We start from the raw sequence: 15,754 nt of genomic DNA on the forward strand, positions 1-15,754 counted from the left end.
ATTCGCAGGTGGGAGCGGCTCTGCGGGCGAAGGGAAACGCGCACGTTACACACGCCACAGACCCTGAGACAGGGACGAGAAGTCCTGATTTGCCGGGTTCCACGAGGTGAACTTCGTCTACTCCGTTCGGAGATCGCTCACCCGTACGGCGGTAATCGGCGGCAATCCGGAATTGATCACGGGCACGCGGCGATCCACCCCGTGATCAATTCCGCGACGTGCCTCGCATTCCGCGGGCAATATCCCGTGAGCCCACCAGGCCCGAACGTTTCGCGCCATTGAACGCTGTACGAAATCGCGCCTTCGTACACCTCGGTGATCACCGCCGCACACCTCGGTGATCACCTCCGCGTTCACCTCCGCGAACGCTCCCGCACTCGCCGACGGCGCATCGTTGCACCGACGGCGCATGTGAGCGGGGCGCGAGCGGGGGCGGGTCGGGTGCGGAGGCCGGTCGGCGGCTCGGTAACCTAAGCGCGCATTAAGCATGCGGTCCTTGCACGCCCCGAGCGTGCGGTTCTCGCGAGCCGTGCAGTCCGCCCGTCCGTAACGTCCTAGGAGTTGCCGCCGCCGTGAGCCGCAGCCTTCGACGCGGCACTCTCGCCGCTACCGCCCTCGCGTTCTCGATCGTCTCGCTCGCCGCCTGCGGTGCAGGCAACGATGCCCAGACGCTGGCCGTCAAGCCCGACAACGCTGCGATCTCCGTCGACAACGGCAAGATCAAGATCCAGAACGCCGTGGTGATCACCCAGCCGCGCGAGAAGGCCAAGGGCAACGCCGTCGGCGTCGGTCCCGCGGTCGTCACCGCGACCGTCTTCAACAACGGCGACAAGCCGCAGACCATCGACGCCGTCAAGCTCGGCGGCACCAGCGCCGCGGTGAAGCTCACCCCGGCCAAGGGCAGCACCGGGAAGATCACCGTTCCGGCCGGCGGCTCCGTGGTCATCGGCGGCAAGGACAACGCCTCGGCCGTCGTGGCCGACGGCCGCGAGTCCGCCCAGAACGGCAACGCCCAGCCGGTCACCTTCAGCTTCAGCGAGACCGGCAACGTGACGCTGCGCGCGTTCGTCGTCCCGGCCGTCGGCCACTTCGAGGGCTACGGCCCGGAGAAGGTCCCGGCCGCCCCTTCGGGCACGCCGACCGCCCCGGCCACGGGCAACCCGGCCGGCACGCCGACGGGCGCCACCACCGGCGCTCCGGGCGGGAACCAGTCGGGCACCCCGGCGAAGAACACCCAGTCGGGCGCCCCGGCCAAGAACACGCCGGCGAGCGGGGCCACGGGCGCAGCCACCCCGGGTCACTGACGCACGAGATCGAACGAAGGGCCCCCGCCGGAATCCGGCGGGGGCCCTTCACCGTCCAATCACCGACCGACGGGTCCGGTTTACGGCTCGAACTTGTAGCCCAGGCCCCGCACCGTGACCAGGTAGCGCGGGGCGCCCGGGTCCGGTTCGATCTTGGCGCGCAGGCGCTTGACGTGAACGTCGAGGGTCTTGGTGTCGCCGACGTAGTCCGCGCCCCAGACCCGGTCGATGAGCTGCATCCGGGTCAGCACGCGGCCCGCGTTGCGCAGCAGCATCTCCAGGAGATCGAACTCCTTGAGGGGGAGGTCGATCTTGGCGCCGGAGACCGTGACGACGTGGCGGTCCACGTCCATCCGGACCGGGCCCGCCTCCAGGGCCGCCGGAGTGACCTCCTCCGGCTCCCCCCTGCGGCGCAGTACGGCGCGGATGCGGGCGATCAGCTCGCGGGAGGAGAAGGGCTTCGTGACGTAGTCGTCAGCCCCTATTTCCAGCCCGACGACCTTGTCGATCTCGCTGTCCTTGGCGGTCACCATGATCACCGGGACGTTGGAGCGGACGCGCAGCTGGCGGCAGACCTCCGTACCGGGCAGGCCGGGCAGCATCAGGTCGAGCAGGACGAGGTCGGCGCCGTTGCGCTCGAACTCGTCGAGGCCGTCGGGGCCGGTGGCCGCGATCGCCACCTCGAAGCCCTCCTTGCGGAGCATGTAGGACAGGGCGTCGCTGAAGGATTCCTCGTCCTCGACGACGAGCACTCGGGTCACGGAAGGACCTCCGGGGCAGGGGTGTTCTCACGGATGGGGGTCTTGGTGGTCTCGTACGTGGTCCTGTACGTGCCGTCGGCCGCCGGGTCTTCGTCGTCGAAGTCCTCGACCGCGTCGACGTCGTCGGGGCCGACGAGGGGCCGGCCTGGGGTGTGTTCCACCCTGGCCCCCCGGACGGAGCCCGCTTCGGGCAGCCGCAGGGTGAAGGTGGAGCCCTGTCCCTCGGAGCTCCAGACGGTGACCTCCCCGCCGTGCGAGGCGGCCACATGCTTGACGATGGCCAGGCCCAGGCCCGTACCTCCGGTGGCCCGGGAGCGGGCCGGGTCGACGCGGTAGAACCGCTCGAAGACGCGCTCGCGGTCCCGCTCGGAGATGCCGATCCCCTGGTCGGTGACGGCTATCTCTATGAGGTCGCCGCCCGGTGCGGGGACCCGGCGGGCGGCGACGCCCACGCGGGTGCGGGCGGAGCTGTAGTTGACGGCGTTCTCGACGAGGTTGCCGAGGGCGGCGGCGAGCTGGCCCCGGTTGCCCCAGACGTGCAGGCCCGAGGTACCGCCGGCCTGCATGGTGATCTGCTTGGTGGAGGCGGTGTGCCGGGAGCGGTCGATCGCCTCGGCGACCAGCTCGTCCACCCGGACCGGCTCGGAGTCCTCCAGGGGGTCGTCGTTCTGCACCCGGGAGAGGTCGATGAGCTCTTGGACCAGTGAGGTGAGGCGGGTCGCCTCTATCTGCATCCGGCCGGCGAAGCGGGTGACCGCCTCCGGGTCGTCGGAGGCGTCCATGACGGCCTCGGAGAGCAGCGAGAGCGCGCCCACCGGGGTCTTCAGCTCGTGGCTGACGTTGGCGACGAAGTCGCGTCGTACGGCTTCGATGCGCCGGGCCTCCGTCAGGTCCTCCACCAGGAGGAGTACGAGGCGGGAGCCCAGCGGCGCGACCCGGGCGGACACCGCGAGGGCCTCGCCCCGGCCGGTGCCCCGGCGTGGCAGGTCGAGTTCGACCTGGCGTATCTCGCCGTCCCTCCTGGTGTCGCGGGCCATGTGCATCATCGGCTCGACGGCCAGCTTTCCGCCTCGGACCAGTCCCAGCGCGTACGCCGCGGAGCTGGCCTTCACCACGTTGTCGCTCTCGTCGAGAACGACAGCGGACGAGCGGAGCACGGAGAGGACGGTGTCCACCCCGGGCGGCAGCGTGGCGCTCACCTCGGTCCGCAGCGCGGACCTGGTGGGACGCTTCTGGTCGCGCTCGCTCCAGCGGAACGCCAGCATGGCGATGATGCCGGTGCAGAGACCGGCCATCGCTGCTGCTGCGGCGACCGCCGCGTTCACGTCCATGTGCCCAAGGTTATGCCTGGTCACTGACATGGCCCCAAGCGAATGGGTGTCACCTCGAACGTTCGTCGCCCAGAGTTCACCGAGGGGACGGGGTTGGTTCACTTAGTCGGCCGGAACAGGACGCGTACCGGCCGAATGCTGGGAGCGTGGGGGCCGGAGCCCCGCCAGACCCCGGAATCAAGGCTGCGCCGTGTCGCAGCCCGCCGCACGAAGGAAGTAGGAACCCCATGCGGGACGCGTACCACGAGGAACTGGATTCGATCGGCGAGGACCTGGTCGAGATGGCCCGCCTCGTCGGCTCGGCCATCGGGCGCGCCACCACGGCCATGCTCGACGCCGACCTCAAGCTCGCCGAGAGCGTGATCGCCGCCGACCAGAAGGTCGACGATCTCCAGCACGACCTGGAGGCACGTGCGATCGCCCTGCTCGCGCGGCAGCAGCCGGTCGCCACCGACCTCCGTATCGTCGTCACCTCTTTGAGGATGAGTGCGGACCTGGAGCGCTCCGGCGACCTCGCCCAGCACGTGGCGAAGCTGGCCCGGCTGCGCTTCCCGGCCAAGGCCGTGCCGCACGACCTGCACGCGACCATCCTGGAGATGGGGCAGCTGGCGCAGCGCCTGATGGCGAAGGCGGCCGAGGTCATCATCACCAAGGACGTCGACCTCGCGCTCCAGCTGGAGCAGGACGACGACGAGATGGACCTCCTGCACCGCACGCTCTTCCAGCACCTGATGGACGACCGCTGGAAGCACGGCATCGAGACCGCCGTCGACGTCACCCTGCTCGGCCGCTACTACGAGCGCTTCGCGGACCACGCGGTGTCGGTGGCCAAGCGGGTCGTCTACCTGGTGACGGGCGAGCACGCGGACGAGATCCAGGCGGCACAGACGGAGTCCTGAGCCCGGGGACCTCTGTTGTGCTCAACTCCCGTGCTTCCGCGCGCTGTTGATGCGCCCACGGGATGGGCATGCAATGGGTGGGGGGAGACACCGCCCGTCTCCCCGCCGTGCCTACGAACCCTCAAACCCTTCGAGGAGATCCCATGGCTGACACACCCACGACAGAATCCCCCCAGGAGACTCCCGACGTGACGTTCCTGCCCCTGCTCGGCGCCTGCGGCTGCGGCCCGAGCTGCCAGTGCGGCTGCCAGGCCGGCGGCTCCTGCCAGTGCGGCGGCGGCTGCGGCTGACGGCGGCACACGGACGACAACAAGCCCCCTACCCGCGGAGAGTCCGCAGGTAGGGGGCTTGATCAGTGCTGCTTACTTCTTCTTGCCCTGGTTCTTGACGGCCTCGATGGCCGCGGCGGCCGCGTCCGGGTCGAGGTACTTGCCGCCCTTGGTGACGGGGCGGAAGTCGGCGTCGAGCTCGTAGTAGAGCGGGATGCCGGTCGGGATGTTCAGGCCGGAGATGTCCTCGTCGGAGATGCCGTCGAGGTGCTTGACCAGGCCGCGGAGGCTGTTGCCGTGGGCGGCGACCAGGACGGTCTTGCCGTCGAGGAGGTCCGGGACGATGCCGTCGTACCAGTACGGCAGCATGCGCTCGACGACGTCCTTGAGGCACTCGGTGCGCGGACGCAGCTCGCTGGGGATCGTCGCGTAGCGCGGGTCGTCCGACTGCGAGAACTCGGTGCCGTCCTCAAGGGCCGGCGGCGGGGTGTCGTACGAGCGGCGCCACAGCATGAACTGCTCCTCGCCGAACTCGGCGAGCGTCTGCGCCTTGTCCTTGCCCTGGAGGGCGCCGTAGTGGCGCTCGTTCAGCCGCCAGCTGCGGTGGACCGGGATCCAGTGGCGGTCCGCGGACTCCAGCGCGAGCTGGGCGGTGCGGATGGCGCGCTTCTGGAGCGAGGTGTGCAGCACGTCCGGGGCCAGGCCGGCGGCCGTGAGCAGCTCACCGCCGCGCACTGCCTCCTTCTCGCCCTTCTCGGTGAGGTTGACGTCCACCCAGCCGGTGAACAGGTTCTTCGCGTTCCATTCGCTCTCGCCGTGGCGGAGGAGGATCAGCTTGTACGGTGCGTCGGCCATGCGTACGAGCGTAATCGACACAAGGGGTGCCTCGCGCGCGCGTCCGCGGGCGGGGGCGGCGGCGGGCGAGCGGGCGGCGCGCGCGGTGGGGGCGCGCGGTGGGGGCGGATTGACGGGTGCCGTCAATCGGGTGGCGGGTGCGCCGCCCGCGTAAGTAACTTGCGGGCATTCGATGAGCCACTTACATCCCCCGGGGGAAGCCGATGTCCTCAGCAGGTCCCTCCGCAGGTCCGGCAGCAGGTCCGGCAGCAGGGCTGAGGCGCGCCGTGCGCGAGAGCGTCTCGGGGCTTCCCCGCGAGTTCTGGTGGCTCTGGACGAGCACGCTGGTCAACCGGCTCGGCGCGTTCGTCGCGACGTTCATGGCCTTGTACCTGACGCTCGACCGGGGCTATTCGGCGACGTACGCGGGTCTGGTGGCGGCGCTGCACGGGCTCGGCGGTGTCGTCTCCTCGCTCGGTGCGGGGGTGATGGCCGACCGCCTGGGGCGACGGCCCACGCTGCTGATCGCGCAGACGTCGACGGCGTTCTCGGTGGCGCTGCTGGGCTTCGTGCAGCAGCCGGTCGCGATCGCCGGTGTCGCCTTCCTGGTGGGCATGGCGAGCAACGCGTCGCGGCCGGCCGTGCAGGCGATGATGGCGGACATCGTGAAGCCCGAGGACCGGGTGCGGGCGTTCTCGCTCAACTACTGGGCGATCAACCTGGGGTTCGCGGTCTCGTCGGCCGGTGCCGGTTTCCTCGCCGAGTACAGCTATCGCGCAGGCTTCCTCATAGAGGCGGCGATGACGCTCGCCTGTGCGGTGGTGGTGTTCCTGAAGCTGCCGGAGTCGCGGCCCGAGCGGACGGTGGCCGAGAAGGCCGCCGATCCGGAGGTCGGGCTCGGGACGGTGCTGCGCGACGGGCGCTTCATGAGCGTGGTGGGGCTGTCGTTCCTGGTGGCGCTGATCTTCCAGCAGGGGTACGTGGCGCTGCCGGTGGCGATGGGGACGGACGGGTTCAGCAGCTCCGACTTCGGTACGGCGATCGCCGTCAACGGTGTGCTGATCGTGGCGCTCCAGATCCCGGTCACCCGGTTCATCGAGCACCGCGACCCGCGCCGGCTGCTGGTCGTCTCCTCGCTGCTCGCGGGGTACGGGTTCGGGCTGACGGCGTTCGCCGGATCGCTCGGGGTGTACGCCCTGACCGTGTGCGTGTGGACGCTGGCCGAGATCATCAACTCGCCGGTCCAGACGGGTCTTGTGGTGCGTCTGTCACCGACGCACGGGCGCGGCCGCTACCAGGGCATGTACACGATGTCGTGGGCGGTGGCGGCGCTGGCGGCACCGCTGCTGGGCGGCTATGTGATCGACCGGCTGGGAGCCGCGTGGCTGTGGGGCGCGTGCGCGGTGATCGGGACGGTCGCGGCGGGCGGGTACTGGCTGCTGATGCGGAACCTGCCGCGAGAGCCTCAAGAGGCGGCGGGCGGGCGGGGCTCCGTACCGGAGGAGACCCGGGCCTCCGTGGCGGAGTCTGCGAAGTCGGCGGAGTCGGCGGAGATCACGCCGGCCGCGTAGGCGCGTGCGGTGGGCGCGTGCGTGCCCCGGGCGCGTACGCGCCCCGGTCGCGTGCGTCAGTCGCGCGGCTTCGTCAGGTGTGCGAAGGCGTCCAGGTTGCGGGTGGATTCGCCGCGCGAGACGCGCCAGGCGTACTCCTTGCGGATGGCGGTGGCGAAGCCCAGTTCCAGGAGGGTGTTGAAGCTGCCGTCGGCGGCTTCGAGTACCGAGCCGAGGAGGCGGTCGATCTCGTCGGGGGTGACGGCCGCCAGCGGCAGCTTTCCGGCGAGGTAGACGTCGCCGAGGGAGTCGATCGCGTAACTCACCCCGTACAGGCGCAGGTTGCGCTCCAGGAGCCAGCGGTGGACCGCCTCGTGGTTCTCGTCGGGGTGGCGGATCACGAAGGCGTTCAGCGAGAGCGAGTGCTGTCCGAGGAGCAGGGAGACCGTGGTGGACAGCTTTCGGGTGCCGGGGAGCTTGACCACGTAGGAGCCGGGCCGGGGGCTCTCCCACTCCAGCTCGGCTTCCTTCAGGGTCGCTTCGAGGGTGTCCCGCGCCTCAGCCGTGCCCGCTTTCTCAGCCATGGTGCGAGCGTACGTGACGGCGGTGTTCGTGCATCGCCGCGGTGTAGACGTCCGCGGTGGCCGAGGCGGCGGTGTCCCAGCCGAAGGCCTGGGCGTGCCGGGCGGCTGCCGCGCCCATGCTGCTCACGAGTTCGGGGTGGTCGATGAAACGGCGCAGGGCGCATGCGTACGCGGCCGGGTCGTGCCCCTCTATGAGGAAGCCGGTCGACCCGTCCCGTACGGCGACGGGCAGGCCCCCGACGGCTGCGGCGATGACCGGCGTGCCGGTGGCCTCGGCCTCGATGGCGACGAGCCCGAAGGACTCGCTGTAGGACGGCATGACGAGGACGGACGCGGCGCGGAACCAGTCCGCGAGGCGGTCCTGTCCGACCGGCGGGCGGAAGCGGACGACGTCGGCGATGCCGAGCCGGGCGGCGAGCTTCTGGAGCTTCTCCGGCTTGGCCATCCCGGAGCCGCTGGGACCGCCGACGATCGGCACGACCAGCTTCGTGCGGAGCGAGGGGTCGTCGGCGAGGAGGACGGCGACGGCGCGCAGCAGGATGTCGGGGGCCTTGAGGGGCTGGATGCGTCCCGCGAAGAGCGGTACGAACGCCTCTTGAGGCAGGTCGAGGCGGTCGCGGGCGGCGGCGCGGCCATCGGCCGGACGGAAGCGTTCCAGGTTCACGCCGGGGTGGACGACGGCGACCCGGCCGGGGTCGGCCTCGTAGAAGCGGACCAGTTCGTCGGCCTCCTCGGCGGTGTTCGCGATGAGGCGGTCGGCGGCGCGGACGATCTGGGTCTCGCCGATGACGCGGGCGGCGGGCTCCGGGGTGTCGCCCTCGGCGAGCGCGGCGTTCTTGACCTTGGCCATGGTGTGCATGGCGTGGACGAGGGGGACGCCCCAGCGTTCGGCGGCGAGCCAGCCGACGTGGCCCGAGAGCCAGTAGTGGGAGTGGACCAGGTCGTAGTAGCCGGGGCGCTGCCCGGCCCAGGCCTGCATCACGCCGTGGGTGAAGGCGCAGAGCTGGGCGGGCAGCTCCTCCTTGGCGAGGCCCTCGTACGGTCCGGCGTCTATGTGGCGCACCAGGACGCCCGGGGCGAGCTCCACGCTCGGGGGCAGGCCGCCGGTGGTGGCCCTGGTGAAGATCTCCACCTCTATGTTGATCGCCGCGAGCCGCTTGGCGAGCTCGACGATGTAGACGTTCATGCCGCCCGCGTCGCCGGTGCCGGGCTGGTGCAGCGGTGAGGTGTGCACGCTGAGCATGGCGATACGGCGGGGCTTGCGGGCCGCACCGGGGAGGCGGAGGCGGGGCGGGGCCGCCGCGGCCAGTGTGCCGGTGAGTCGGGAGACGTACTGGCTCACGTCGACGGTCCTCCTCGACTGATGCGGAGATCTGCTTGCGGGCAGGTTCTGGGCAGGGCTGAGCGGGGGCGGTGCGGCCCTTCCGAAGGGGGAGAACAGTAGAATTCCGCGGTCCATTTCCGTTTTGCCAAATCATTGCATTGCGATCCGGTGCGCCCTCGGCCGCTTAGGCTCGTTCCATGGCCTCCCGCACGTCTCCCCCGCGCCCCGTCGGCGCCGTCACCCGCGGGACCACGAACCCGAACCGGCTGCGGCGGATGGACCGCTGGATCGCCGCCGTGCACGGTCCGGCGCTGCGCCGTACGGAGGGGGCGGTGGCCGTCGACCTGGGGTACGGGGCCGCGCCGTGGACGGCGGTGGAGCTGCTCGGCCGGCTGCGGACGGCCGCACCCGCCGTCGAGGTGACCGGTATCGAGATCGAGCCCGCGCGGGTGACCGGGGCGAAGCCGTACGAGCGGGAGGGGCTGACCTTCCGGCACGGGGGCTTCGAGGTGCCGCTGGAGGGCGGCCGGCGGCCGATGCTGATCCGGGCGGCGAACGTACTTCGACAGTACGACGAGGAGCAGGTGGCCGCCGTCTGGGAACGGCTGCGCGACCGGCTGGCGCCGGGCGGGCTCCTGGTGGAGGGGACCTGCGACGAGATCGGGCGGCGGCACGTGTGGGTGGCGCTGGGGGCGGAGGGGCCGCGGACGGTCACCTTCGCGACCCGGCTGGGGTCCCTCGACCGGCCGTCCGACCTGGCGGAGCGGCTGCCGAAGGCGCTGATCCACCGGAACGTGCCGGGCGAGCCGGTGCACGCGTTCCTGCGGGACTTCGACCGGGCGTGGGCGGCGGCCGCGCCGTACGCGTCGCTGGGCGCGCGGCAGCGGTGGATCAGGGCGGCCCGGGACCTGTCGGCGGACTGGCCGCTGACCGGGCCGCACTCCCCCACCGGGCACGCGGACGCCGACGGGGAACGGCGGTGGCGGCAGGGCGAGGTCACCGTGCGCTGGGAGGCGCTGGCCCCGCGGAACGCCTCGTACCGGTGACGGAAGGCCACGTACCGGTGAACAAAGCAGGTCATTGCCGGGATGGGCGGAATTCGGGGAACGGGAAATCGATCTCGTTCGTCGGAGGGGTGTGCAGGGAAGGGCCGGAAGGTTCTTGGGGGTTGTGAGGGGATGCCGTTTCCGCCTCTGTCGCTTTTGCGGGAGGCGTGGCAGCATCGCGCAAGCACCGCCAAGTTACTGACGGTAAATCAGATTCTGACTCGTTCCGGGGGGAGCTCGTGAACCGAAGCCGTAGTAACCGTAGTCACCACCAGGGCCGTAGCCGTGGCAGCAGCGTCACGACCGCCATAGCGCTGGTCTGCGCGTTGAGCGTGCTGGTGCTGCCGGGACAGGCGTCCGCCGACCCGGCACCGCCGCCCGCGGCCGGGGGCGATGCCGACAAGAGCCTGAACGACGTACGAAGAGAAATAGACGCGCTGTACCGCAAGGCGGCGGTCGCCACCGACGCCTACAACCTGGCGGAGGATCAGACACAGGACCAGTCCGGCGAGATCGTGAAGCTGGCCAAGTCGATCGTGGCGGGCGAGAACCGGATCAACAAGCTCAAGGACCGCCTGGGCGCGCAGGCCCGCGCGCAGTACCGGACGGGCGGGGTGCCGCAGAGCGCACAGCTGATGCTGAGCGGCGACCCGGACTTCTTCCTTCAGGGCGCCGGGCGGATGCAGCAGGGGCAGACCGCGGTCAAGGGGATGCTAGGCGAACTGACCAGGACCCAGGAAGACTTGCGGACGTACTCGCAGGACGCCAGCACCGAGTGGCAGAAGCTGGAGGCCAACCGCAAGCGCAAGGAGAAGGCGCAGACGGAGGTCAAGAAGCAGATCGCCGCGGCGGAGAAGCTGGAGGCCCGCCTGGAGCAGAAGGAGCGCACCCGGCTGCTGGAGCTGGAGCGCGAGGAGCAGTACCGCTCGCAGACGGCCTGGCTGGACTCCGGCGCGTTGAAGAACGGCGGCAAGGGCGGCGCGGCGTCCACGGCACAGGGCAAGCAGGCGGTGTCCTACGCGACGGACCAGATCGGCGATCCGTACGTATGGGGCGCGGAGGGACCCGACGCCTTCGACTGCTCGGGCCTCACACAGCAGGCGTGGGCATCGGCGGACCGGGCGATACCGCGGACGTCGCAGGAGCAGTGGCGGCTGCTCCCGAAGGTCTCGGTGGCTGACATGCAACCCGGGGACCTGATCATCTACTTCTCGGACGCGAGCCACGTGGGGATGTACGTGGGCGACGGCGCCATCGTGCACGCACCGAGGCCGGGGCGGACCGTGACGATCGCGGGGGCGGGGTCGATGCCGATATTGGGTGTGGTGCGGCCGGGATAGAGGCTGGGGCCGGGGCCGGGCCGAGCCCCTGGCCGGGGCCGAGCCGGGCCGGAGCTGAACCGGAGCCGGGGCTGAGCCGAGGCCGAAGCTGAGCCGGAGCCGAGCCGGGGGCCAAGGCAGGGCTGAGCCGGGATCGAGCCGGGGACCGGGGCAGAGGGCCAGGGAGGGGCTGAGCCACCCGGCCGGGCCGATGGCCGGGCGGAGCTGAGCCACAGGCCGGGCCGATGGTCGAACGGGGCTGAGCCACAGGCCGGGCCGATGGTCGGGCAGGGCTGGGCCGTGGGCCGGAGTATCGGGCGGGCGGGAGTGTGGCGGTCGCCTGGAGGTGGCCTCCGCATGGGGTGATCTTTGTCATGGCAAACGGTGCGGCGGGACCGTGCCGGATCCATGCCGGGACGCGGCTTATGCCTGGCCGGGAGCGGTGAAGACGGTCGGCATATGACCGAGGCGGATTCGTGAACGGCATTCCGTTGCGGCGCCCGGTACCGCTAAGGTCCCCGTTTGGCGGGGCGTCGTTCGGCGTCCCACCGTGCCCTCGGGGGGAGGGAAGGAACCGAACCGATGCCCGTACCCATACCGCGGCAGAGAGTAGTGCCCGCCGTGGAAAGCGGTCAGGCCGGCCCTCAGCACACCGCACCCCAGCAGCCGACCGACCTCACGCTGCTGGTGATCGAGAACGACCCGGCGGACGCCTTCGCCGTGCCGGACCTGCTCGAATCCGCAGGCGGCCCCCGTGTCCGCGTCCGCACCGCCCGCAACCTCACCGAGGCCGGCCGGCTGCTCACCGACGACGTGCACTGCATCCTGCTCGACCTGGCCCTGCCGGGCTGTGGCAGCTGCGCCGAATGCCGCGAGGACAACGAGCGCAGCGGGGACGGCGGGAGCGACGGGACCGGTGACGGCGGCAGTCCGCTGGGCGCGCTCCGCGACGTGCTGCGGATGGCGCCGCACCACGCCGTGCTGGCGCTGACCCCGCCCGACCGGGCCGAGCACGCCGCCGAGGCGGTCCGGGCAGGCGCCCAGGACTTCCTCTTCCGCGACGAGCTGGACGGACGGCTGCTGAGCCGCGCCATCCGGTACGCGGTGGAGCGCAAGCGCGCCGACACCGCCTCGTACAAACTGGCCGAGTCCCGGCTGCACGCCCAGGAGAACGCCCGGCTGGAGCGCGGCCTGCTCCCGACGCCGCTGCTGGACGGGTCGGACCTGAAGTTCGCGTCCCGCTACCGCCCCGGCCGCTCCCGCGCGCTGTTGGGCGGCGACTTCTACGACACCGTCCGCACCCCGGACGGCACCGTCCACGCGATGATCGGCGACGTTTGCGGCCACGGCCCCGACGAGGCCGCCCTCGGTGTGGAACTGCGCATCGCCTGGCGGGCGTTGACCTTCGCCGGCCTGTGCGGGGACGAACTGCTCTCCACCCTCCAGCGCGTCCTGGAGCACGAGCGGGAGAGCGAGGAGATCTTCGCGACGCTCTGCACGGTCGACATCGCACCGGACGGCCGCCGCGCCGGTCTGTGCCTGGCCGGCCATCCGGCGCCGCTGATCGCCCGCCAGGGACAGCTCGCCCAGCTCATGCCGTACGACGACGGGGGCCCGGCCCTCGGTCTGCTGCCGCGCGCCCGCTGGCCGCGCCAGCAGGTCGAACTGGGTGGCGCCTGGAGCCTGTTGATGTACACGGACGGTCTGATCGAGGGCCGGATCGCCGGAGCGGACGGCACCGGCCGCCCCGGCCGGCTGGGCCAGGACGGCATGGTCGCGATGATCAACCGTCAGCTGTCGGAGGGCCTGCGCGGCGAGGAGCTCCTGGAGGCCGCCGTCACGCGCGTACGCGAGCTGAACGGCGGCGAGCTGACGGACGACGTCGCCGTCCTCCTCCTCGACCGGGACGGCAGCAACCGGGACGGCAGCAGCCGGGACGGGAACAGCGGCAAGAACAAGGACCGCGGCAGGGCAGCCCGACCCTCCGTCAGCGGGCCCACCGTCCGTGGGACCTCCGTCAGCGGACCCACCACTGCTGGGCCAACCATGACTGGGCCCACCATGACTGGGCCCTCCGCTCAACGCCCGCCGTTGTAGGGACCGTACGGCCCGTCGCTGCTGCTGCCGCCGCGCCGGCCACCGCCGCCGCCGGAGACCTGACGCAGGGCGGGCCGTACGTCCACCAGGAAGACGATCGACGCGACCAGACCCGCGATCTGCAGGAACAGGACAGGCACCACCAGGTTCACGACGACCGTGATGCCGAGAATGACCAGCCAGAAGTTCTTGGACTGCTTGTCCGCGGCCCGGTACGCATCGGCACGCGCGGTCGCGGCCATGATCAGCGCGGCCACCGCCGTGACAAGGAAGACCAGCCCGACCACGAACATCAGCCCGACGTCGAATCCCTCACGCAACATACTGAGCACCGCCTCATCCGGTTCGACCGCCTCGTGACCGCCTTTGCCACGGTACCGAAACGACGGACCGGGCGCCCTCGCGGCGATCCGGCCCGTCGTGTCCCGCGCACCTTCGTACGCGCGTGACTACTTCTCCTCGGCGGCCGGCTCGGCGGCCGACGTCGTCTTCTTGGCGGCGGCCTTGCGCGCCGGGGCCTTCTTCGGCGCCGGGTCCGCCTCGGCCTCGGCAGACGTGGCCTCGGCGGCCGTGGGCTCGGCCGCCTTCGACTCGGCCGTCTTCGACTCCGCCGTCTTCGACTCCGCGGCCTTCGGCTCCGGGTCGGGCTCGACCGCGACCGCGATCTCGTTGATCTCCTCGGCGGCCTCGCCGCGCCAGACCTTCACGGCCTGCTCACCGTGCTCGGCGACCTTCTCGTACGTCTCACGGGCCTTGACCGCGTACTCGGCGGCCACGCCCACACCCCGCAGCGCGAGGTCCTGGGCGGTCTCGCCCAGCTTCTTCAGGTCGGTGTCGAAGGAGCCGATCACCTCGGCGAACTTCGCCTGCAGGGTGGCCTGCGCCTCCTTGGCCTGCGAAGTCACCTTCTCCTGTACGGCCTTGGGGTCCGCCTGACGCACCTTCTCGAAGCGCTCCGGCGCCTCGTCGGCGAACTTCTTGGCCTGCTGCACGGCGAGGTCCGCCGTACCGGCGACGAAGTAGAGGGGGGTCGGGTCGGTGAGGTTCTTGCGCAGGTCATCGCTGATGGCCATAACTGTGGTCCTCCCGGATCGCATCAGTGTGAGGGTGGGGTGGCATCACTGTCGGCGCCGGGCTCCGCGTCCGCGGAAGCCTCGCCGCTCGCGCGGCCTTCCGCGCGCTCTTCCGCGTTCCCCGCCGCGTTGCTCTCCGCCGTGCTGCTCTCCGCCGCGTTCTCCTTGCGGAAGGACTCGTAGATCTGGAGCAGCACCTGCTTCTGCCGCTCGTTGATCGACGGGTCGGCCAGGATGACGGCACGCGTCTCCAGCTCGTCCCGGTCCTTCTCGTCGAGGATTCCGGCCTGGACGTACAGCGTCTCCGCGGAGATCCGCAGCGCCTTGGCGAGCTGCTGCAGGATGTCCGCGCTCGGCTTGCGCAGACCGCGCTCGATCTGGCTGAGGTACGGGTTGGACACCCCGGCGGCCTCGGCGAGCTGACGCAGCGACAGCTGCGCGTTGCGCCGCTGCTCGCGCAGGTACTCCCCGAGATTGCCGACGTTCAGTGATGCCATGCCTCGATGGTGCACCCCCCTTGCTAACTTTTGCAAGCGCCTGCTTGCAAAAGTGCGCCACGCCACGTGCGGGCACCGATGCGGTGCAGAATGGCCGGACTCGACCGGGGGCCTGATGTCTCGTTCTCTGCGTACCGCCGCGGCAGCCCTGACGGTGACGGCCTGCCTGGCGGCCGTCACGTCCTGCGGATCCGGTTCGTCCGGGTCGCCCGGGGCATCCGGTTCGTCCGGGCCGCCGCGGGCCCAGCCGTTGACCGAGGCCGACCTGCGGTCCGTCCTGCCGTCCGGTGAGTCCTTGCGGGGTTTCGTCGCCAAGCCGGACGTACCGTCCGCGACCGAGACTCCGCCCGCCATCAGCGCGTCCAAGAGCTCGCCCCTCTACCCGGACAGTCCCAAGGCCTGCCGGGCCCTGGTCGATTTCGAGCTGGACCGCGTGCAGCACCGGCCCGCAGCGTCCGTCCGGGCCGACATGACGCCCCGGGGGCGCGAGGGCCAGGCAACCGACTTCTCGAAGCTCAACTCGGTCAGGCTGAGCAGTTACTCCGTCAAGGAGGCTTCGGCGGTGCTCGACTCGCTGAGGCAGGCCCTGCCGTCGTGCGACCAGTTCGGTGTCTACGCCCTGATCTACGGCGATCAGGACGCCCGGATCAACATCGGGCCATGGTCCGCTCCGGATGCCGGGGACGACGCGGTCGCCTTCACCTGGACCGTGTCGGGCATCGCGATGGACCAGACCGTGCCCCTCACTGTCGTACGCACCGGCGGCGTCCTCACCACCTACTCCGGCGCGGTACCCGCCGACATCCCCCGACAGCAGCACGAGAAGGTACGGGCCCTCATCGCCGGCGGCTCGGAGTGATCGTGCT

General features: G+C 71.0%; 16 protein-coding genes. 8 read left to right on the forward strand and 8 right to left on the reverse strand.

Features of this window, described 5'->3' with window-relative positions:
• The first annotated feature begins 572 nt into the window (after positions 1–572).
• A complete protein-coding gene (locus tag ACH4SP_RS40935) occupies positions 573–1,304 on the forward strand; it encodes a DUF461 domain-containing protein (RefSeq protein WP_398423315.1) in 732 nt (243 codons plus the stop codon).
• A gap of 80 nt (positions 1,305–1,384) precedes the next feature.
• Here the strand turns inward: ACH4SP_RS40935 and ACH4SP_RS40940 are convergent, their stop codons facing one another.
• Together ACH4SP_RS40940 and ACH4SP_RS40945 are read right to left on the reverse strand one after the other, a co-directional pair.
• The gene (locus ACH4SP_RS40940; RefSeq protein WP_362423372.1) at positions 1,385–2,065 is read right to left on the reverse strand and encodes a response regulator transcription factor; all 681 of its coding nucleotides are present in this window, start codon (positions 2,063–2,065) and stop codon (positions 1,385–1,387) included.
• On the reverse strand, positions 2,062–3,396 hold the full coding sequence (locus tag ACH4SP_RS40945; protein WP_398423317.1) for a sensor histidine kinase: 1,335 nt from the start codon (positions 3,394–3,396) through the stop codon (positions 2,062–2,064). Before ACH4SP_RS40945 ends, ACH4SP_RS40940 begins: the two co-directional genes overlap by 4 nt.
• Positions 3,397–3,623: 227 nt before the next feature.
• Here ACH4SP_RS40945 and phoU point away from each other — a divergent pair, with 227 nt between their 5' ends.
• A complete protein-coding gene (phoU, locus tag ACH4SP_RS40950) occupies positions 3,624–4,295 on the forward strand; it encodes a phosphate signaling complex protein PhoU (RefSeq protein ID WP_398423319.1) in 672 nt (223 codons plus the stop codon).
• A 143-nt stretch (positions 4,296–4,438) separates the two neighbouring features.
• The gene (locus ACH4SP_RS40955; RefSeq protein ID WP_398423321.1) at positions 4,439–4,585 is read left to right on the forward strand and encodes a hypothetical protein; all 147 of its coding nucleotides are present in this window, start codon (positions 4,439–4,441) and stop codon (positions 4,583–4,585) included.
• 72 nt (positions 4,586–4,657) lie between these two features.
• Here the strand turns inward: ACH4SP_RS40955 and ACH4SP_RS40960 are convergent, their stop codons facing one another.
• Complete coding sequence (locus ACH4SP_RS40960; protein WP_398423323.1) at positions 4,658–5,419, reverse strand: phosphoglyceromutase; 762 nt, start codon at positions 5,417–5,419, stop codon at positions 4,658–4,660.
• Between the two features lie 203 nt (positions 5,420–5,622).
• Here ACH4SP_RS40960 and ACH4SP_RS40965 point away from each other — a divergent pair, with 203 nt between their 5' ends.
• Positions 5,623–6,969 (forward strand): MDR family MFS transporter, encoded by a 1,347-nt coding sequence (locus ACH4SP_RS40965; protein ID WP_398423325.1) that lies wholly within the window; start codon positions 5,623–5,625, stop codon positions 6,967–6,969.
• A gap of 56 nt (positions 6,970–7,025) precedes the next feature.
• On the opposite strand, the gene ACH4SP_RS40970 is transcribed toward ACH4SP_RS40965, so the two are convergent.
• Positions 7,026–7,532, reverse strand: coding sequence for a YbjN domain-containing protein (locus ACH4SP_RS40970; RefSeq protein ID WP_398423327.1), 507 nt, complete (start codon positions 7,530–7,532; stop codon positions 7,026–7,028).
• Positions 7,525–8,874: a D-inositol-3-phosphate glycosyltransferase gene (mshA, locus tag ACH4SP_RS40975; protein WP_398423329.1), complete on the reverse strand. Its 1,350-nt coding sequence runs from the start codon at positions 8,872–8,874 to the stop codon at positions 7,525–7,527. Before mshA ends, ACH4SP_RS40970 begins: the two co-directional genes overlap by 8 nt.
• A gap of 179 nt (positions 8,875–9,053) precedes the next feature.
• Here mshA and ACH4SP_RS40980 point away from each other — a divergent pair, with 179 nt between their 5' ends.
• The 3 genes from ACH4SP_RS40980 (at position 9,054) to ACH4SP_RS40990 (ending at position 13,318) form a co-directional block, all read left to right on the forward strand.
• A complete protein-coding gene (locus ACH4SP_RS40980) occupies positions 9,054–9,902 on the forward strand; it encodes a class I SAM-dependent methyltransferase (RefSeq protein ID WP_398423331.1) in 849 nt (282 codons plus the stop codon).
• Positions 9,903–10,228: 326 nt separating this feature from the next.
• On the forward strand, positions 10,229–11,242 hold the full coding sequence (locus ACH4SP_RS40985) for an NlpC/P60 family protein (protein WP_398423333.1): 1,014 nt from the start codon (positions 10,229–10,231) through the stop codon (positions 11,240–11,242).
• A gap of 561 nt (positions 11,243–11,803) precedes the next feature.
• Complete coding sequence (locus tag ACH4SP_RS40990) at positions 11,804–13,318, forward strand: PP2C family protein-serine/threonine phosphatase (protein WP_398423335.1); 1,515 nt, start codon at positions 11,804–11,806, stop codon at positions 13,316–13,318.
• Here the strand turns inward: ACH4SP_RS40990 and ACH4SP_RS40995 are convergent.
• The 3 genes from ACH4SP_RS40995 to ACH4SP_RS41005 form a co-directional block, all read right to left on the reverse strand.
• Positions 13,300–13,641, reverse strand: a complete 342-nt coding sequence (locus tag ACH4SP_RS40995; protein WP_398423337.1) for a DUF2516 family protein — start codon at positions 13,639–13,641, stop codon at positions 13,300–13,302. The two genes, ACH4SP_RS40990 and ACH4SP_RS40995, sit on opposite strands and share 19 nt — an antisense overlap.
• 126 nt (positions 13,642–13,767) lie before the next feature.
• A complete protein-coding gene (locus tag ACH4SP_RS41000) occupies positions 13,768–14,391 on the reverse strand; it encodes a hypothetical protein (RefSeq protein ID WP_398423339.1) in 624 nt (207 codons plus the stop codon).
• Positions 14,392–14,414: 23 nt separating this feature from the next.
• On the reverse strand, positions 14,415–14,888 hold the full coding sequence (locus tag ACH4SP_RS41005; protein WP_398423341.1) for a helix-turn-helix domain-containing protein: 474 nt from the start codon (positions 14,886–14,888) through the stop codon (positions 14,415–14,417).
• A gap of 115 nt (positions 14,889–15,003) precedes the next feature.
• Between ACH4SP_RS41005 and ACH4SP_RS41010 the strand changes: the two genes are divergently transcribed.
• Entirely contained in the window at positions 15,004–15,747 is a 744-nt protein-coding gene (locus ACH4SP_RS41010; protein ID WP_398423344.1) for a hypothetical protein, read from the forward strand.
• Positions 15,748–15,754 lie beyond the last annotated feature (7 nt).

Source organism: Streptomyces sp. NPDC021093, from assembly GCF_044333135.1.
Lineage (GTDB): Bacteria > Actinomycetota > Actinomycetes > Streptomycetales > Streptomycetaceae > Streptomyces.